The organism is Bradyrhizobium ontarionense, assembly GCF_021088345.1.
Lineage (GTDB): Bacteria > Pseudomonadota > Alphaproteobacteria > Rhizobiales > Xanthobacteraceae > Bradyrhizobium > Bradyrhizobium ontarionense.
Window position 1 is genome coordinate 7,025,034 of the sequence record NZ_CP088156.1, and the last position, 18,423, is coordinate 7,043,456.

General features: G+C 66.1%; 19 protein-coding genes. 6 read left to right on the forward strand and 13 right to left on the reverse strand.

Annotated features, from left to right (window positions below; all coding sequences use genetic code 11):
- Positions 1-12: 12 nt before the first annotated feature.
- On the reverse strand, positions 13-3,012 hold the full coding sequence (gene ileS / locus LQG66_RS30670; RefSeq protein WP_231319558.1) for an isoleucine--tRNA ligase: 3,000 nt from the start codon (positions 3,010-3,012) through the stop codon (positions 13-15).
- 213 nt (positions 3,013-3,225) lie between these two features.
- Positions 3,226-4,206 (reverse strand): bifunctional riboflavin kinase/FAD synthetase, encoded by a 981-nt coding sequence (locus LQG66_RS30675; protein ID WP_231319559.1) that lies wholly within the window; start codon positions 4,204-4,206, stop codon positions 3,226-3,228.
- Positions 4,207-4,476: 270 nt separating this feature from the next.
- Between LQG66_RS30675 and LQG66_RS30680 the strand changes: the two genes are divergently transcribed.
- Positions 4,477-4,872: a response regulator gene (locus tag LQG66_RS30680; RefSeq protein WP_231319560.1), complete on the forward strand. Its 396-nt coding sequence runs from the start codon at positions 4,477-4,479 to the stop codon at positions 4,870-4,872.
- Positions 4,873-4,949: 77 nt separating this feature from the next.
- Here the strand turns inward: LQG66_RS30680 and LQG66_RS30685 are convergent, their stop codons facing one another.
- From LQG66_RS30685 to LQG66_RS30730, 10 genes are all read right to left on the reverse strand, one after another.
- Positions 4,950-5,804, reverse strand: a complete 855-nt coding sequence (locus tag LQG66_RS30685) for a TIGR01459 family HAD-type hydrolase (RefSeq protein WP_231319561.1) — start codon at positions 5,802-5,804, stop codon at positions 4,950-4,952.
- A gap of 15 nt (positions 5,805-5,819) precedes the next feature.
- Positions 5,820-7,412 (reverse strand): EAL domain-containing protein, encoded by a 1,593-nt coding sequence (locus LQG66_RS30690; RefSeq protein ID WP_231319562.1) that lies wholly within the window; start codon positions 7,410-7,412, stop codon positions 5,820-5,822.
- Between the two features lie 310 nt (positions 7,413-7,722).
- Positions 7,723-8,274 carry a phage holin family protein gene (locus LQG66_RS30695; protein ID WP_231319563.1) on the reverse strand — a complete coding sequence of 184 codons (552 nt, stop codon included), beginning with the start codon at positions 8,272-8,274 and terminating at the stop codon, positions 7,723-7,725.
- A gap of 184 nt (positions 8,275-8,458) precedes the next feature.
- Positions 8,459-9,802: an omega-aminotransferase AptA gene (aptA, locus tag LQG66_RS30700; protein WP_231319564.1), complete on the reverse strand. Its 1,344-nt coding sequence runs from the start codon at positions 9,800-9,802 to the stop codon at positions 8,459-8,461.
- Between the two features lie 299 nt (positions 9,803-10,101).
- Entirely contained in the window at positions 10,102-11,067 is a 966-nt protein-coding gene (prmB, locus tag LQG66_RS30705) for a 50S ribosomal protein L3 N(5)-glutamine methyltransferase (protein ID WP_231319565.1), read from the reverse strand.
- Positions 11,067-11,531 (reverse strand): molybdenum cofactor biosynthesis protein MoaE, encoded by a 465-nt coding sequence (locus LQG66_RS30710; protein ID WP_231319566.1) that lies wholly within the window; start codon positions 11,529-11,531, stop codon positions 11,067-11,069. Before LQG66_RS30710 ends, prmB begins: the two co-directional genes overlap by 1 nt.
- Positions 11,532-11,570: 39 nt before the next feature.
- On the reverse strand, positions 11,571-11,822 hold the full coding sequence (gene moaD / locus LQG66_RS30715) for a molybdopterin converting factor subunit 1 (protein WP_231319567.1): 252 nt from the start codon (positions 11,820-11,822) through the stop codon (positions 11,571-11,573).
- On the reverse strand, positions 11,819-12,460 hold the full coding sequence (pgsA, locus tag LQG66_RS30720) for a CDP-diacylglycerol--glycerol-3-phosphate 3-phosphatidyltransferase (RefSeq protein WP_231319568.1): 642 nt from the start codon (positions 12,458-12,460) through the stop codon (positions 11,819-11,821). Before pgsA ends, moaD begins: the two co-directional genes overlap by 4 nt.
- A gap of 260 nt (positions 12,461-12,720) precedes the next feature.
- Complete coding sequence (locus LQG66_RS30725; protein WP_231319569.1) at positions 12,721-13,056, reverse strand: GIY-YIG nuclease family protein; 336 nt, start codon at positions 13,054-13,056, stop codon at positions 12,721-12,723.
- 92 nt (positions 13,057-13,148) lie between these two features.
- Entirely contained in the window at positions 13,149-14,108 is a 960-nt protein-coding gene (locus LQG66_RS30730; protein WP_231319570.1) for a quinone oxidoreductase family protein, read from the reverse strand.
- Positions 14,109-14,160: 52 nt separating this feature from the next.
- Here LQG66_RS30730 and LQG66_RS30735 point away from each other — a divergent pair, with 52 nt between their 5' ends.
- The 5 genes from LQG66_RS30735 (at position 14,161) to LQG66_RS30755 (ending at position 16,153) form a co-directional block, all read left to right on the forward strand.
- Positions 14,161-14,649, forward strand: coding sequence for a MarR family winged helix-turn-helix transcriptional regulator (locus LQG66_RS30735; RefSeq protein WP_231319571.1), 489 nt, complete (start codon positions 14,161-14,163; stop codon positions 14,647-14,649).
- Positions 14,650-14,807: 158 nt separating this feature from the next.
- A complete protein-coding gene (locus tag LQG66_RS30740; RefSeq protein WP_231319572.1) occupies positions 14,808-15,152 on the forward strand; it encodes an ArsR/SmtB family transcription factor in 345 nt (114 codons plus the stop codon).
- Positions 15,145-15,408, forward strand: a complete 264-nt coding sequence (locus tag LQG66_RS30745; protein ID WP_231319573.1) for a hypothetical protein — start codon at positions 15,145-15,147, stop codon at positions 15,406-15,408. Before LQG66_RS30740 ends, LQG66_RS30745 begins: the two co-directional genes overlap by 8 nt.
- A complete protein-coding gene (locus LQG66_RS30750) occupies positions 15,405-15,737 on the forward strand; it encodes a DUF3817 domain-containing protein (protein ID WP_231319574.1) in 333 nt (110 codons plus the stop codon). The genes LQG66_RS30745 and LQG66_RS30750 overlap by 4 nt, the downstream gene beginning before the upstream one ends.
- Positions 15,734-16,153 (forward strand): CopD family protein, encoded by a 420-nt coding sequence (locus LQG66_RS30755; protein WP_231319575.1) that lies wholly within the window; start codon positions 15,734-15,736, stop codon positions 16,151-16,153. Before LQG66_RS30750 ends, LQG66_RS30755 begins: the two co-directional genes overlap by 4 nt.
- Before the next feature lie 31 nt (positions 16,154-16,184).
- Here LQG66_RS30755 and uvrC read toward each other — a convergent pair whose 3' ends face one another.
- Complete coding sequence (gene uvrC, locus LQG66_RS30760) at positions 16,185-18,251, reverse strand: excinuclease ABC subunit UvrC (protein WP_231319576.1); 2,067 nt, start codon at positions 18,249-18,251, stop codon at positions 16,185-16,187.
- Positions 18,252-18,423: the final 172 nt, after the last annotated feature.

Consider the following 18,423-nt stretch of genomic DNA (forward strand, 5'->3'; position numbering starts at 1 on the left):
CGCGATCGTGGATCACACGCCGACGCCGAGCGCCTTCCATTCTCGCAGCGCCTGCGCGTCGCGCGGCGAGACGTCGGGATACTCCTTGTCCTCGCCGACGCTCTCCAGGATCTTCCAGGAGCGGGCGCACTTCTTGCCTACGGCCTTCTCGACCACCACGGCCACACCCGGCACGCTGTCCAGCCGGAACGCATTGGCCGGCGCCTCGTCCTCGCGAACCTCGTAGTTCGAGGTGATGCAGACCTCGGCGAGATCCGTATCGAACAAGGTGCCGAGCAGGGCGCGGTCGGCGACATAGATGATCGGCGACGCCTCGAGCGAGGAGCCGATGGTCTTGGCGGCGCGTTCGAGCTCCAGCGCGCCGGTGACGACGCGTCGGATGTTGCGGATCGTCTCCCATTTCGCGGCCAGCACGTCGTCGCGGTACTGATCCATCGCCTCCGGGAACAGCGTCAGGTGCACCGACGGCTCGGCGTCCGGGCGAACCATCCGCCAGGCCTCGTCGCAGGTGAAGGACAGCACCGGCGCCAGCCATTTCAGGATCGCGTCGCAGATCAGGTCGATCGCGGTCAGCGCCGCCTTGCGCGCCACCGAGGACGGCGGATCGCAATACAGCGTGTCCTTGCGGATGTCGAAGTAGAACGCCGACAGCTCGGTGTTCATGAAGGCCGCGAGCGAGGCGATCACGGTCTTGTAGTCGAACGCGGCATAGGCGCGGCTGACGGTCTCGGCGTGCTGACCGAGCTGATGCAGCATCAGCCGCTCCAGCTCCGGCATGTCGGCAAATGCAACCGCATCGCTGCGCTTGTAGTGATGCAGGGTGCCGAGCATCCAGCGGATCGAGTTGCGCAGCTTGCGATAGGTCTCGATGGTGTTCTTCAGGATCTCGGCACCGATACGCTGATCGTCGGCATAATCGGTGGCGCAGACCCACAGGCGCAGGATGTCGGCGCCGGAATCCTTGATCACCTTCTGCGGCTCGACCGTGTTGCCGAGCGACTTCGACATCTTGCGGCCGTTCTCGTCGAGCGTGAAGCCGTGCGTCAGCACCACGTCATACGGCGCGCGGCCGCGGGTGCCGCAGCTTTCCAAGAGCGACGAGTGGAACCAGCCGCGATGCTGGTCCGACCCTTCCAGATACATCACGGTGTCCTGGCCGCCGTCGACCTTGCGCCTGATGCCGGCGAGGCCGGGGAAGTGCACGGGATCTTCGAGCACGAAGGCGTGGGTCGAACCGGAATCGAACCAGACGTCGCAGATGTCGTCGACCTTCTTCCAGTCCTCGTTCGCCCGAGACCCGAGGAAGCGCTCGCGCGCGCCGTCGGCGTACCACGCGTCCGCGCCTTCCTTCTCGAACGCGTCCGCGATGCGGGTGTTGACAGTCTCGTCCTGCAGGATCTCGGCGGAGCCGTCGCCGGTCTCGCGCACGAACACCGCGATCGGCACGCCCCAGGCACGCTGGCGCGAGATCACCCAGTCCGGGCGGTTGGCGATCATGCCGTTGATGCGGTTCTGGCCGGCGGCCGGCACCCATTGCGTCACCGAGATCGCATGCAGCGCACGGGCGCGTAGCGTATCGCCGGATTTGGCTTTGCCGTCGTCCGCAATGTCCTTGTCCATCGCGATGAACCATTGCGGCGTGTTGCGGAAGATCACCGGCTTCTTGGAACGCCAGGAATGCGGATATTGATGCTTGAGCCGGCCGCGCGCGAGCAGCATGCCGGCGTCGGTCAGCGCCTTGATGACGGCCTCGTTGGCGTCGCCCTTCTCGCCCTTGTCGTTGATGACGCGCTTGCCGGTGAAGCCCGGGGCGTGATCGGTCAGCGCGCCGTTCTCGTCGACGGTGTAGGGGATCGTGGTCGCGATGCCGCGGCCCTCGAGTTCGCGGGCATTGGCCATCCAGACGTCGAAGTCCTCGCGGCCATGGCCGGGCGCGGTGTGGACGAAGCCGGTGCCGGTGTCGTCGGTGACGTGGTCGCCCGGGAGCAGCGGCACAACGAAGTTGTAGCCACCGGCATATCCCTTGAGCGGATGCGCGCATTCGACGGCGTCCAGCGTGTCGCCGGGGATGTCGCGGACCTTCTCGTAAGCCGTGACGCGCGCCTGCTTGAACACGCCCTCGGCGAGCGCATCGGCGAGGATCAGCATGTCGCCGGTCTTCGCCCAGTTGTCGGCGGGCGCGTCGGTGACTTTGTAGAGCCCGTAGGCGATCTTCGGCGAGAACGAGATGGCGCGGTTGCCGGGCAGGGTCCAGGGCGTGGTGGTCCAGATCACTACCGAGGCAGTGGCGAGCGCGCCATGCGCCGGCGACGTCACCGGAAACTTCACCCACACCGTATCCGACGTGTAGTCCTCGTACTCGACCTCGGCCTCGGCGAGCGCGGTCTTCTCGACCACGCTCCACATCACCGGCTTGGAGCCGCGGTAGAGCGTGCCGTTGGCGGCGAACTTCATCAGTTCGCGCGCGATCTGGGCTTCCGCCGGATAGGTCATCGTGGCGTAGGGATGGTCCCAGTCACCGATGATGCCGAGCCGCTTGAACTCCTCGCGCTGCACGTTGAGCCAGTGGTCGGCATAGGCGCGGCATTCCCGGCGGAAGGCGACCATGGCGGCGGAGTCGCGGAAGTCGGGCTTGGTCTTGCCCTTCTTGCGGTAGTTCTCCTCCTCGATCTTCCACTCGATCGGCAGGCCGTGGCAGTCCCAGCCCGGAACGTAGTTTGAGTCGTGGCCGAGCATCTGCTGGCTCTTGGTCACGACGTCCTTGAGGATCTTGTTGAGCGCGTGCCCGATATGGATGTTGCCGTTGGCGTAGGGCGGGCCGTCATGCAGGACGAATTTCGGCCGCCCCTTGGCGGTCGCCCGCAACTTGCCGTAGAGGTCGATGTCGTTCCAGTACTTCAGGAGCTCCGGCTCGCGCTGCGGCAGGCCGGCGCGCATCGGGAATTCCGTCTGCGGCAGGAACAGGGTCTTGGAATAGTCTGATGCGTCGGACTTTTGCGGCTTCTCGGACATCGTGATCTGGCTTGGTGAGCTGAATGGCTATGAGGGCGCTGAGACGCGACTGGATCGCGGGCGGCGGAACGAGCAGAGACATCCCGGTCTTGCGCCGAGCTCGAAAAGCTCAGGCGGAAGCCGGGCCGCTAATGCCGATGATGCGCCGTATCAACATGGGGCTCCCTCATAGCAGCCGGGCGGCGAAATCGCAAAGTCCAGTTCGCGCACCCGTCAGCCGATCTCGCCGAGCCGGGGGAAGAGGCCGGGCGAGGCCGCAAGCAGCGCGCGCGCCTTGGCGCTGTCGTCGTCCATCTGCCGGATCAGGGCCTCGATGGAGGTGAATTTGGCCTCCTCACGGATGAAGCCGATGAAGGCGACATCCAGGACCTCGCCATAGAGGCTGTCCTTGAAATCGAACAGGAAGGTCTCGAGCAGCGGCGCGCCGTTGTCGAAGGTCGGCCGGCGGCCGAAATTGGCGACGCCGTCGATCAGCACCCGGTCGGCGCCGCGGCCGCGGCCGACCCGGACGGCATAGATCCCGTGCCTGAGGCCGCAATCGCGGTCCAGCCGCATGTTGGCGGTGGGATAGCCGAGGTCGCGGCCGCGCTTCTCGCCATGAATGACCTCCGAGGTCACGAACCAGGGGCCGCCGAGCATCGCGGTGGCTTCCGTCACTTGGCCCTCGGCCAGCGCCTCGCGGATCGCGGTCGAGGACACCGGCCGCTCGTCGATGTCGACATGGGCCTGCACGTCGACCTCGATGCCGAGCTTGGGGGCCTCATTGGCGAGCAGGCTGGGCGAGCCGACGCGGCCTTTGCCGAAATGGAAGTCGTAGCCGGCCGCGATCCCGGACACGCCGAGCCGGCCAATCAGGTCATGGTGAATGAAGTCCTGCGCCGAGGTCTGGGCGCGGCCCTTGTCGAAGGTCATGACGACCGCCCCGGCCAGCCCCATTCCGGCCAGCAGCCGCAGCTTGGCGGTCTCGTCGGTGAGCCGGAACTGCGGCGTATTCGGGCTGAAGAAGCGCCTCGGGTGGGGTTCGAAGGTGAGCGCCAGGGCCGGGCGGCCGTGCGCCTTGCCCATCTCGATGGCGGCCTCGATCACGGCCCGGTGACCGAGATGGACGCCGTCGAAATTGCCCATCGCCACCACCGCGCCCTTGAGGATGTCCGACGGCGGCGTGGAATCGCGGATGATCGTGAAAGCAGGCATGTTACGGAAATATCTCGCGGATTTCGTAAGACCGCCGGCCGGCGGTGGCTGCTGCCGACCGTGGGCGGCCGGCTCCGCGAAGTCAAGCCGCCCAGGTTCCCCGGCGCATGCAGTGCAGCAATAGCGACATGCAGCCGCGGGGCAGTTAACGCGCTGTTTAACGGCTGATGCTACTCGTGGGAGCGGATAGCGGTGGTCGTTCCGGACCCGAGCCGCAGTAGAGTTTTTGGTAACAGTCTGCGCGTTTTGTTCGCGTGTGGGGGAGTCAAGATGGCGGTTGATTTGACGATGCAGGTGCTCGTCGTCGACGATTACAGCACCATGATCCGTATCATCAGGAATCTTCTGAAACAGATTGGGTTCGAGCATATCGACGATGCGAGCGACGGCTCGATGGCGCTCAACAAGATGCGCGCCAAGAAGTACGGGCTCGTGATCTCCGACTGGAACATGGAGCCGATGACGGGCTACGACCTGCTCCGCGAGGTGCGCGCCGACCCCAATCTGGCGACCACGCCGTTCATCATGATCACGGCGGAATCGAAGACCGAGAACGTGATCGCGGCCAAGAAAGCCGGCGTGAACAACTACATCGTGAAGCCGTTCAACGCCGCGACCTTGAAGACCAAGATCGACGCCGTGTTCCCGGACATGGCGACGGCCTGAGCGCTCGACGGGCGTTCCGATCCAAGATGAAACACGCCCGGCCTGATCAGCCGGGCGTCTTTCGTTTCAGAACCTTGTCACCACTTCAGTTCGCGCATCAAAGCGTGTGGCGGGTGGCCGAACAGCTCCTTGACCGAGGCCGGGTCGAGCTGCTCGACGCCGGCGAATTCCTCGGAATGGATGCCGCGCGTGACGAACAGGCAGTCGATGCCGAAGCCGTGCGCGCCGGCGAGGTCGGTGCGCACGGAATCGCCGATCGCCAGCACCTCCTCGCGCGTGACCGGCCGGCCCGCATGCTGCCCGGCCAGCGCCATGGCGCGATCATAGATCGGCCGGTGCGGCTTGCCGTAGAAGATCACCTCGCCGGAGAGCTCGCGATAGAGCTCGGCGATGGCACCGGCGCAGTAGATCAGTCGGTCGCCGCGCTCGACCACGATGTCCGGATTGGCGCAGATTAGCGGCAGCTTGCGCTCGCGCGCGCGCAGCAGCATCGGCCGGTAGTCCTCGGCGGTCTCGGTCTCGTCGTCATAGAGGCCGGTGCAGATGATGTAGTCGGCCTGTTCGAGCGGCGACAACGTCACCGCGAGGCCGCGATGGATCGAGCTGTCGCGTTCGGGGCCGAGCCAGAACACCTTGCCGCCGGGGTGCTCCGCCACATAGTGCCGCGTCAGGTCGCCGGACGAGACGATGGCGCTGTAGACCTCGTCGGCGACGCCGAGCTTGCGTAGCTGCCGCTGCACCGAATCGGCCGGCCGTGGCGCGTTGGTGATCAGGATCACCGTACCGCCCTCGCCGCGAAAGCGATGCAGCGCCTCGCAGGCCTCGGGGAAGGATTCGAGTCCGTTATGGACCACGCCCCAGATGTCGCTCAAAACGACCCGCTTGCGGCCGATGAGGTCGCGCAGCCGCTCTGCGAAGCGGAGCACGGTCATGACGGCCGTCGCAGATCAGATGGTCCCGGCGATACGGCGGGCCAGCGCGGCGTTGCCGCTGCGCGTCGCGGCGTTGGCGGTTGACGCGTCGGATGTCGTGTTGCCGGCGGCATGGGGGTCCTGAATCTTGATGTCCTGCCCGCCTCCGGGGCCGGAAATGGCTCCGCCGGTAGCAGATGCGCCCTCGGGTCGCAATGGGCGGGGCGGCGCGAACAGGAAGCCCTGGCCGAAGCGAACGTCGTAATCGAGCAGGTCGATGACGCTGCTTTCGCCCTCGATCCGTTCGGCGATCAGGTCGATGCCGAACCGGCCCAGCAGGTCGGACAGATCCGTCGGATGGATGTCCGACACCGAGCCCTGCCTCGGATCGAGCAGGAGCGCGGCGGGCACCTTGATGAAGCGAACGCCGCGATCGGCGAGCTCGCGCGGCTCGAAGCGCAGGTCGGTGACGTGGTCGATCGAGAAGCGGTAGCCGCGCTGCGCGAGGGCTGCGAGGTGCTCGGTCTCGGTCTGCCCCAGGGCGCGCAAGGTCGCCTGCTTGAACTCGAGAACGAACGACGGCGCCAGCGCGCGGTTGGCTTCAAGGAAGTCCAGGCACTGGGAAAAGTTTGACGGACTGCTCAGGGTCGCCGCCGAGACGTTGCAGAAGATGCCGACGTCCTTGTTGCGCACCATCAGGCGGCGCAGCACCTGGACGCAGCGAAGCATCACCATGTGGTCGATGCGCCCGACCAGACCGGCAGCTTCGGCGATGCCGATGAAGTCCTCGGCAGCGAGCACATGGTCGCTATCGTCGCGCAGCCGCGTCACCGCTTCGTAGAAGCGCACCTTGCGCTGCGGCAGCGTCACCAGCGGCTGCAGGTAGATGTCGAGGCGGTTGTCCTCGATCGCGCCTTTGACCGCGGCGAGGATCTGCGGCTGGCTGCGCGACGCGGGCGGACTCGCGGGAGTCGACGGCGCAGGGGCGCTGACCGCAGTCACGGGCGAAACGGCGACGGCCGGCGCCTGCGGAGCGACGACGGGGGCTGGCGCCGGTGGCGCGCTGAACGTCGCCGTGGTCTCGGTCGTCTTGACGTCAGGGTTGCTCGACGAAGCGGCTTTCGTTTCCGGGGCCTGGCCTAAGGAAGGGGCGGCGGGCAGCGGGCGATTCGCATCGCGAGTCGCGGCTGGTGCGTCGGCATCTGCCGTCGAGGCGGTGGGGATGGTCGCGATGATATCCTCGTGCTGGGCCACGGTGACTGCGAGCTGCTTCATCAGTCCGCCGAGCTCAGTGATCTCGCCGATCACTCCATGCAAGCGGTCGGCGCTGACCGAATTCGACGAGACCATGCGCCCTTCGAGCGCCGACAGCCGCCGGCCGAACTCCGCCACCTGACGTGCGAGGTCTGCAGTTCCGCGCGAGAGGTCGGCAATCTGGCTGCCGACGTCGGTGCGATCGCGCAGCCGCATCGAAACTGCATTGTAGAGAATCAGGAAGGTCAATGCGGTGAGCGCGACGATCGCCGACTCCGAGCCACTGATACCGGCCATCGAATACAGGATCAGGCCGAGCGACGCGGCGACCAGAACCATGCAGATGGCAATGAAGATCGTGGAAATACGAATCATGCTGCGCGCCGCTCCCAACCGAACGCAACCTTAGCACCTCTGTTGATTCGCGAGGATAGTCGGCAGGATTCAAATACCGGGAGGCGCCGATGATTTCCCCGCCAGCGTGTCATTTACGCAAATTCATGCGATGAGGTGGAGTGTCTTCATCGTGTTGCATCCCCCGTAGAACAACGGAGACGCTCGCCGGTGAAGGCGGGAAACATTTCGACATCATCGGCGCGCGGAGCGCTTGATGCGCGTCCCTGCGGATGCTGATCAGCTCAAGTGATTTCGCCAGGAATGCGCCAAGCTCGACGTCATCAGCGCTTCACACGTCGCGATGCCGGCGCCGGCGCAAGGCGGCCACGCCCAGCAGCAGGGCCGCAACGGCGACACCGACCGGAATATTGACGCGGCCGAGCCCGCCCGTGGGGTTGCCCGATGAGGCCGAGGGTGCGAGCGGAATGGTGTCGGGATCGATCTGATCGGCGTCGGGCTCCCGCGCCACCGGCGAGGCGATCGCGACGCGCAGCCGGCTGCCGAGCGAGGGATAATGCGGCGCCGGACTACGGAGCTTGACGGCCGCAATCACCGCGCAGAGCAGCGCCAGCGCGACCAGGATGCCGCCGACCACGGCGAACGCGGTGAACAGGCCGTAGCTCATTTCCACCCAGCGGAACAACGCGGCCAGTCCGACGATGCAGGCAGCGATCAGGAAGATGCCGGCCGCGGCAAACAGGCCGGCGGCAGCTGCATAGGACGTCACCGTTCCCGTCGCCTGGCGCGCGCGGTCGCGCATGTAGGATTGAGTGGCGCGCCGGACGCGGTTAAGCCTCTGCTCGAGCCCCAATCGCAAGAGCTCTCCTGGCGGTGCGAGCATGCACGTCCTCCGAAAGTCCGTTTGCCGCGCGCGAATCGCCGGCGCGCGACATGAACGTGGAGGCTTTGCGAAGGTTCCCGCTGATGGTGCCCCGCTAAGCCGCCCTAAAGCCGTCGCCCAAAGAAAATCCCCTCCGCCGCGCGAGCGGGGGAGGGGATGATCTCGAGCGAGAGATGTTGGCGAATTACGCCACGGCCTTGATGACCTTGCCGACCTTCTCGACGATCTCGCCGACCTGGTCCTCGTTGATGATCAGAGGCGGGGTCAGCGCCAGCGTGTCACCGGCGATGCGCAGCATCAGGTCGTTGTCGTGGAACGCCGCCTCCATTGCGGAGTAGCCGCGCTTGCCGGCCGCGTCCGGCAGCGAGGCAAGGTCGATGCCGGCGGTGAGACCGATAGTGCGGATATCCAGCACGTTGGGCAGGCCCTTCAGCGTCATGACGGCGTCTGCGAATTTCGGCTCGATGGCGCGGGCATGTTCGAACAGCTTGTCATCGCGATAGATGTCGAGCGTGGCGAGACCTGCGGCGCACGCGATCGGATGCGCCGAGTAGGTGTAGCCATGGGTGAACTCCACCATGTGCTCCGGGCCGCTCATGAAGGCGTCATGGATGGTGTCGCGCACCAGCACGCCGCCCATCGGCGCGGCGCCGTTGGTGACGCCCTTGGCAAAAGTAAGGAGGTCAGGCGTCACGCCGTAGCGCTCGGCGGCGAAGGCGTAGCCGAGGCGGCCGAAGCCGGTGATGACCTCGTCGAAGATCAGGAGGATGCCGTGCTTCTGGGTGATCTCGCGCAGCCGCTTGAGATAGCCCTTCGGCGCCGGGATCACGCCGGTCGAGCCGGCCATCGGCTCGACGATGACGGCGGCGATGGTGTTGGCACCGTGCAGGTTGACGAGATTCTCGAGCTCGTCGGCAAAGTGCGCGCCATACTCCGGCTCGCCCTTGGTGAAGGCCTGCTTTTCGCGGTCATAGGTGGCCGGGATGTGATCGACGCCGGTCAGCAGCGTGCCGAACAGCTTGCGGTTGTTGACGATGCCGCCGACCGAGGTGCCGCCGAAGCCGACGCCGTGATAGCCGCGGACGCGGCCGATCAGGCGGGTGCGGCTGCCCTGGCCGTTGATCTGGTGATAGGCGAGCGCCATCTTCAGCGCGGTGTCTGCGGCCTCCGAGCCGGAGTTGCAGAAGAACACGTGATCGAGGCCGGCCGGCGCGAGGTCGGCGATGCGAGTAGCCAGCTCGAACGCCTGGGGAATGCCGAACTGGAACGGCGGCGCGTAGTCGAGCGCTGCGGCCTGCTTGCCGATCGCCTCGGCGATCTGGGTGCGGCCGTGGCCGGCGTTGCAGCACCACATGCCGGCGGCGGCATCGATGATCTTGCGGCCGTCGACCGTGATGTAGTGCATGTCCTTGGCACCGGCGAGCAGGCGCGGGTTCTTCTTGAACGCGCGGTTCGCAGTGAACGGCATCCAATGCGCGGCAAGATCATTCGGAACGGTAACGGCGGGGCGGGGGCTCTTGTCCAGCATGGGGACCTCTTCGGACGTTCAAGGCAGAGTGGGCGACGGCGGCAGCATGATCCGGAAAGATGGCGAACCGGTTGCCGAGACACAAAACGGATCGTGCTTGATGGGCCTGAATGCGCGCGCCGACGTGGTCAGCCGATGATCCGGGCCAGCGCCAAGCTATCAGTTTCGCGCGCGGACGGAAATGTCAAAGGTCCGGCGTTCCTGCTGCCCTGGTGAGCGGTTTCTGCACAGCAACAGCAGAAAGTGCCGTTTATTGGAAGTCGCTGCGTCATTTCGTGCCAGACGCGCGCCGGCCGTCGTCAGACCAGATCCCGCGCCGTGATCCAGAACACCTCGCCCTCGGAGTCCTCGGTATCCAGCCAGAGCAGCGGCAGGTCGGGGTAGGCGGCCTCGATCTGCGGGCGGTCGCGGCCGACCTCGCAGAGCAGCCCGCCCTCGGCGGTCAAATGGTCGCGGGCCTGGCTGAGGATGCGGTGGATGATGTCGAGCCCGTCGGAGCCGCCGTCGAAGGCGAGCGCCGGCTCGGCGCGGCATTCCCTCGGCAGTCCGGCCATGCCCTCGGCATCGACATAGGGCGGATTGGAGATGATCAGGTCATAGCGTCGCTGGCTGAGCGGCGCGAACAGGTCGCCGCGATGCAGCGAGATCTGCTCCGAGAGGTTGTAGTCGGCGACGTTCCGCGCGGCGACCGCGAGCGCATCCTTGGAGATGTCGACGGCATCGATCACGGCGTTGGGAAAATGGCGGCTGGCCAGGATGGCGAGGCAGCCGGAGCCGGTGCAGAGATCGAGCACGCTGTCGACCGCGAGGGGATCGTCGATCAGCGAAGTGCCGTCGCCCTCGGCGCCGCCGAAATGCGTCTCCAGCAGCTCGCCGATGAACGACCGCGGCACGATGACGCGCTCGTCGACATAGAACGGCAGGCCGCGCATGTAGACCTTGTTGACCAGATAGGCTGCCGGCTTGCGCGTCGTGATTCGGGCCGTGATCAGGTCGAGGATCGCCTTTCCCTCGGCCGCCGTGACCCGCGCCGTGATGAACGTCTCGAACTGATCGGGGCGCAGATGCAGCGCCTCGCCGATCAGGAAGGCCGCCTCGGACACCGGGTCGGTGGTGCCGTGCGCGAACACCAGGTCGGCCTCCTGGAAGCCGCTGACGGCATAGCGCAGATAGTCGAGCAGGCTCACGAGCTCGCCGGCATTGACCTTCGGCAGCTTGGGGGCCGGCGCCTTGCGCGGCGCTGCGGTCTTGACCTTCTTCGCCATCACGATGTCCAGCGCGCCGCGGCGGCGTCATCGTGGCCCTTGGCCTCGACCCAGCTGCCGCCGTCCTCGGTCTCCTCGCGCTTCCAGAACGGGGCGTTGGTCTTGAGATAATCCATCAGGAACTCCGCGGCCTCGAACGCCGCCTGGCGGTGGCTCGAGGCGGTGACCACCAGCACGATGTTCTCGCCCGGCGTGATGCGGCCGAAGCGGTGGATTACCGTCAGCCCCTGCAGCGGCCAGCGCGCCATCGCCTCCTCGGCGTGGCGCATGATCTCCGCATCCGCCATGCCGGGATAGTGCTCGAGCGTCAGTGCCGTGATCGGCCTGTCATGGTCGTTGCCGCGGCACAGGCCGGAAAAGCTGACGACGGCGCCGATGTCGATGCGGCCGCGGGTGAGCGCTGCGATCTCGCCCGCGGTGTCGAAATCCTCTTGCTGCACCCGGACGGTGACGATCGCGGTCATGGACTGGTCTGCTTCTGCTCGCGTGTTGCTCGCGCCGGCTCAGCCGCCGGTCATCGGCGGGAAGAACGCGATCTCGCGGGCGCCTGAGATCGCGGCGTCGGGCTGGACGTGGGTCTGGTCGATCGCCGCGCGGATCACCTTCGGCTTCTCGAACGCATAGGCGTAACCTTCGCCGCGCCCGGCCAGCCAGGCGATCAATTCGCCGACCGTGCGAACGCTGTCCGGCGGCTCGATCTTCTCCTCGGCCTTGCCGATGCGTTCACGCACCCAGGCGAAATACTTCACCTTCATCGCGAGTCTTCCTCGATGAGGTGGTGGATGCCGGCGCGGAAGTAGTCATAGCCGGTATAGATCGTGAAGATCGCCGAGGCCCACAGCAGCAGCAATCCGATCTGGGTAACGAGCGGGCCAACCTGAGTGGAAACCGCCGACACCATGAGGTCGCCGGCTTCACCCGCCAGCAGGAAGCCGATCGCGACCAGCTGCATGGTGGTCTTCCATTTCGCGACCTTTGTCACGGGCACGCTGACGCGCAGCGCGGCGAGATATTCGCGCAGACCCGAGACCAGGATCTCGCGGCACAGGATCACGATCGCGGCCCATAAGGTCCAGCCATGGATGCTGTTGTCGGCCGCCAGCATCAAGAGGCACGAGGCGACCAGCAGCTTGTCGGCGATCGGGTCGAGCATGCGGCCGAACGCCGACTGCTGGTTCCAGATGCGGGCGTAATAGCCGTCGAGGTAGTCGGTGACGCCGGCCGCGATGAACACGGCGACCGCGACCCAGCGCAGCCACAGCGGATAGTCCATGATGGACTGGGCGTAGATGCAGCCGACCACGACCGGTATCGCGGCGATGCGCGTATAGGTCAGGATGTTCGGCAGGGACGTCGACGTCTTGCTGGGCACGCGTGTGGTCGCAATGTTCATCCGGTGTACCAATACTGCCGCCGTCCGAACGTCAACCTTTGAGCCGACCGCTCCGGCAGGATGACGCAGATATGACGCGAATCGCAACGAAGTCCTGCGGAGATAGGAACTCTCCCGCCAACGACAAAGAGAGCGATTACGCTTCCTTAAGCAACCCGAGGCGGTCGCGCCAGTCTCCTGATCGGTCCGTGGCGACGCGCTCGGCGGCCGACCCTATTGCGACGCAATGACAGCGAAGCGAACGTCCGCCCCACATTTCGTCAAATCGCCTCAGCCTGGTGAACCGCGCACCAATGGGTCTGACGCTCCATGAACACGCGGTCGCGCACGTAGCCGAGGGTCTCCTCGTCCAGTGTCTCGACCACCTCGAGGCCGAACGCCTCGGGACCGTGTGCGGTCCAGGCCGCCTGCAGCCCGCCGCGGCGGTGGCCGCCCTGGCGCAGGGTGAACCAGAGGCGGTTCTGGATGGTGCTCAGGTCCTGCGCGTAGCCGATCCAGCGCTCGCCCGTGGCGGCGCAGGTCACGGCGAAGATGCCGGCTGCGGTCTTGCGTTCCTTGTAGGCGGCGACAGCCGCCTTGCGCTGGTCGGGGGTCATCAGACGATCTCCATATTAATACCCGGATGATATTAGCCGATAATTTCATCCGGGTAAATCGTCTTCCTGACCGGTATGGGATCTTGAGCGAGTCAAATCCCCATGGTGACCACGATCCGCTTGGAACTGTCGTCCCTGCGCCAGGCCTGTTCGATGTCTTGCAGCGGCACGGGATCGACCGCGATCTTGAGCCCCGCAGGGATGGTCGCCTGCAACAGCTCACCGGTGACCGCGATCAGGCGTTCGAGCGGGATGCTGCCGATGCCGCTGCCTATCAATTCGATGGCCGATGCGCGCAGAACCGCGCTCGGCAGCGTGATGTCGCCGCCGCTGACGGAACCGACCTGGACGAAACGGATCGGCCTCGCCTCCGCCCCCGCCTTGGCCGCTGCAATCAACAGCCGCTCGGCGCTATCGCCCCAGAGGTAGTCGAGCACGATGTCGACGCCCTCAGCGAATTGAGGCTTGAAGCGTTCCTCCAGCGCGTCGCCATCGCCCGCCAGGGGTATGATGACGTCGGCGCCGAGCGCAGTCAGTGATTGCAGCGTCTCGGCGTTGCGCCCGGTCGCGATCACCTTGGCCGCGCCGAGATATTTGGCGATCTGGATCGCGAGCCGCCCAGCCGTCCCGGTGGCGCCATTGATCAGCACAGTTTCACCGGCCTGGAGTTTTGCGCGCTCGCGCAGCGCCGCCCAGGACGACAGGCCGGGATTGGCGATGGCTGCCGCGGTGACGTCATCGAGGCCGTCGGGCAAAGCGAGGCATCGCTCTCGAGGTACCACCGTCTGTTCGGCCATGCCGCCATGAGGAGCCCTGGGAAGCACGAAATAGACCCGGCTGCCGTTCTCGCAGCGGCCGACGCCATCGACCCCGGGCACGAAGGGAAATGCGCCGCTGGAGCTGTAATGCGTGCCGGAGGCGCGGCCCTTGGTGATCTGGCTGATCGCGGCGGCGGTCACGGTGATCAGATGCTCACCGTGAGCAGCGATCGGGTCGGCGAAATCGCCGTAGACCGGCGGTTGCCCGGTTTGCTGGACGATAGCGGCTTTCATGGTGGTACTCCTCACTATATGTGTATAATGCACATATATACGGAGATCGCGAATGCCGGCAAGAAATAATGTGCAAAATACACATATAAGTGACCAGCTCCGCGTCCTGCACGGGGCGCTGCTCGACATCGTCGCCGTGATGAACCGGCCGCAGCGCGACGAGGTGCTGATCAGGGAGGCCGGCATTGCGCTCGATCGCGCGCTGTTTCCGCTGCTGGTGGGAATCGAGCGCTTCGGCCCGATCGGCGTGGTGGAGATGGCCGACCGAGTCGGCCGCGACTACACCACCGTCAGCCGGCAGGTCGGCAAGCTCGAGAGCCTCGGGCTGGTTGCACGGCAGTCCAGCGCCGCGGACCGGCGGGTGCGCGAGGCGGTGATCACGCCGAAGGGCAAGGCCATGACCAACCTCGTCGATGCCGCCCGCGAGCGGATCGGCCGCGCCATCTTCGAAACCTGGGAGGCCCGTGACATCGACGAACTGGTGCGGCTGATGCGGAAGTTCGCCGATGCGGTGAAGGAGGAGCCGCGGGCTGAGGCGTGAGCCGGCGACCGGCTCATTTGCGTTGCTGTGGCAGCTCGCGGTGTGGGTCGATCACGAACCGAAGCGTCATGTGAAATATTTTTATGACATATGTTTGAGATGATTGACGTCTGGCGCTCTCTACCTGTAAGAAAAGTCTGACAGGTGGAGTGCGGCGCGTGCCGAACACGGGCGATCAACTGCTGGACAGGCTGGCGGCGCTGGCCAACCCGCATCGGCTGCGGGTGCTGGCGGCGCTTCAGAGCAAGGGGCGGACCTATGTCAGCCAGCTCGCGCGAGAGCTCGGCATCAGCCGGCCCCTGCTGCACCTCCATCTCCGCAAGCTCGAAGAGGCGGGACTCGTCACTAGCCGGCTGGAGCTCTCCGCCGACGGCAAGGCGCTGAACTACTTCGAGGTCGCTCCGTTCGACATCGTGCTCACGCCGTCCTCGATCGCCGAGGCGGCGCAGACGCTGACCATCATTCGACCCTCCATGAAACCGGAAGGAGACCCTCATGGCTGACAAGGCCGCCATCTTCCTGCTGGTGACGATCCTCGTGCTCGTCACCATCATCCTGGTGTTTGCGATGAAGTATTTCGCAGCCGCCCGTCAGGCCGGACTGCAGGTCGCGACCGCGGAGAGCTATCGCGCCCTGACCGAGAGGGCCGTGCGGGCGCAGGAGACGAGTGCAGAGCTGCTCGCCGCCCTCAAGGGCAGTCTCGGGCAGATCGAGCTGCGGCTCGCCCAGGTCGAAAAGGTGCTGAAGGAGGTCGAATGATGACCCCTCACCAGCGGGCGGAGGAATTGGCGGAGCTGAGGCGGATGCGCGCCCTCTCGCTGATCGAAGGCAGCACGTTATTGCTGCTGGTGCTGGTGGCGGTGCCGCTGAAGCACTTTGCCGGCCTGGCCATCGCGACCCGGATCATGGGGCCGATCCATGGCCTCGCTTTCCTGGCCTACATCTGGATGCTGATCCAGCTCGCAACCAGTGGCGGCTGGCCGAGGGCGGAGATCATCCGGATGACGGTGGCCGCGCTCGTGCCGTTCGGTGGCTTCGTCAATGCCCGCGTTCTGGCACGACGCGAGACGCGGCTGGCCGCGCCATGATCTATGTTTGGCTGAAGGCGCTGCACGTCGCGGCCGTGCTGTGCTGGAGCGGCGGGATGCTGGCCGCGGCGGTGACCATCGCTGCGCATGCGGCCAGGGCAGACGCGGCAGGGGGCACGGCAATGATCGAGACCGTCGGCCGCTGGGACCGGCGGGTCACCACGCCGGCCATGCTGATCGTGTGGGGCGCAGGCCTGGCGCTCGCCATGCAGGGCGCATGGTTCGGCTCGCTTTGGCTGACGGTCAAGCTCGGTATCGTGGTCGGGCTGTCCGCGCTGCACGGCGTGCTGGCGGGGATGCTGCGGCGGCTTGCCCGCTCGGACGCGGCGGTGCCGCGCTGGTTCTCTCATGTGCCGCCGCTGATCGCAGGCGGCGCCACGGCGATCGCCGTTCTCGTCGTCGTCAAGCCGTTCTGAGCGGCTGGCGCGGACGGAGGAGGGCACTCTGTCAGCCGGCGTTGCTGTGGAAGTATTCAAAAATCTTCCGCGCGCTTTCCGCGCTGACGCCGGGCACCTTGCCGAGATCGGCGATCGAGGCGCGCTCGATTTCCTTCAAGGTGCCGAAATGGTGCAGCAGCGCGCGCTTGCGCGACGGGCCGATGCCCGGGATCTCCTGCAGGCCGGCCTCGCGGATGTCCTTCTTGCGCAGCTTGCGGTGCGAGCCGATCACGAAGCGATGCGCCTCGTCGCGCAGGCGCTGGATGAAATACAGCACGGGGTCGCGCGGCTCGAGCTTGATCGCCTCGCGCTCCGGGATGAACAGCGTCTCGCGGCCGGCGTCGCGATCCGGGCCCTTGGCGACCGACATCAGCGCGACGTTGGTGACGCCGAGCTCGGTGAAGATCTCGCGGACGGCGTTGAGCTGGCCGCGGCCGCCGTCGATGATGACGAGGTCGGGCCATTGCGGCACGTCGTCCTCCTTGGCGGCGCGCGCGTTATCCTTCTCCGACGGTGAGACCAGCCGCTTGAACCGGCGCTGCAGCACCTCCTTCATCATCGCGTAGTCGTCGCCGGGCGTCAGGCCCTCCGACTTGATGTTGAACTTGCGGTACTGGTTCTTCATGAAGCCATCGGGGCCGGCGACGATCATCGCGCCGACCGCGTTGGTGCCCTGGATGTGGCTGTTGTCGTAGACCTCGATGCGCTTCGGGATCTGCGGCAGAGCGAGCGTCGCGGTCATCGCCTCCAGCAGCCGGCTCTGGGTCGCGGTGTCCGCGAGCTTGCGCCCCAGCGCCTCGCGGGCGTTGGTCAGCGCATGCGTCACCAGGTCCTTCTTCTCGCCGCGCTTCGGCGTGGAGACCTCGACCTTGTGGCCGGCCTTCACCGACAGCGCCTCGGACAACAGCTCGACCTCGTCGATCTCGTGCGACAGCAGGACCAGCTTGGGCGGTGGCTTGTCGTCGTAGAACTGCGTGATGAAGGCGGACAGCACTTCTTCCGGCAGGTAGCTCTTTTCCGCGCGCGGAAAATAGGCGCGGTTGCCCCAGTTCTGGCCGGTGCGGAAGAAGAACACCTCGACGCAGGAATAGCCGCCCTCCTGGTGGATCGCGAACACGTCGGCCTCCTCGACCGTGCGCGGGTTGATGCCCTGCTGCGACGAGATCGCCGACAGCGCGGCGAGGCGGTCGCGATAGACGGCGGCGGTCTCGAATTCGAGCTCGGCTGACGCCGTCTCCATCTCGGTGGCCAGCAGCGCCTTCACTGCTTGGCTGCGTCCGGACAGGAAGTCGGTGGCCTCGCGCACCAGCTCGGTATAGCCGGGGAAATCGATCTCCTGGGTGCAGGGCCCGGCGCAGCGGCGGATCTGGTGCAGCAGGCAGGGGCGGGTGCGGCTCTCGAAGAACGAATCGGTGCAGGAGCGGATCAGGAACGCGCGCTGCAGTGCCGTGATGGTGCGGTTGACCGCGCCGGCCGAGGCGAACGGACCGAAATAGCGCCCGGGGCGCGACTGCGCGCCGCGGTGCTTGAGGATCTGCGGCGCCCAATGGTCTCCGGTGATGAGGATGTAGGGGAACGACTTGTCGTCGCGCAGCTGCACGTTGAAGCGCGGCTTGAGCTGCTTGATGAGATTGGCTTCCAGCAGCAGCGCCTCGGTCTCCGTCCCGGTGGAGATGATCTCGACGTTCACGGTCGCCGCGATCATGCGCAGGATGCGCGCCGGCAGCGGCGCATTGGCCCGGGCATACGACGACAAGCGCTTTTTGACGTTCTTGGCCTTGCCGACATAGAGCACGTCGCTGGCCGCATTGAGCATGCGGTAGACGCCGGGCGAGGTCGGCGCGAGCCGTACGGCATTCTCGATGGCGGCATGGCCGACCGCGAGCGGGCCTTCGCCGACCGTCTCCAGGCTCTCCTCGGTCAGCTCCGGCAGGCGTGCGTCATCGTCCTCGTCGGCAGCCGCGGCTGCCGGATCGAGATCCGGGGCGTCGATCGGGTCGGGTGGCAGGTCGGCGGTGACGCCGCGCCGGCTTGCGGGCGCCGGCGCCTTGGGTGGATCGGAGCTATCGGTGGTCATGTCACGCAAATTAAGCGCTGGAGGCCGCTCCCGCCAGCTTGCGGTCGCGCCATGCACAGGGCAGGCGGTAACGCGCCGTTAAGCACATTAATCGACGGGTAACCGGGCTTAACAACGGCTTAACCTAAAACTCTCGATAAATGCTCACGAAAAAAGACGGAGTTCCGTAACC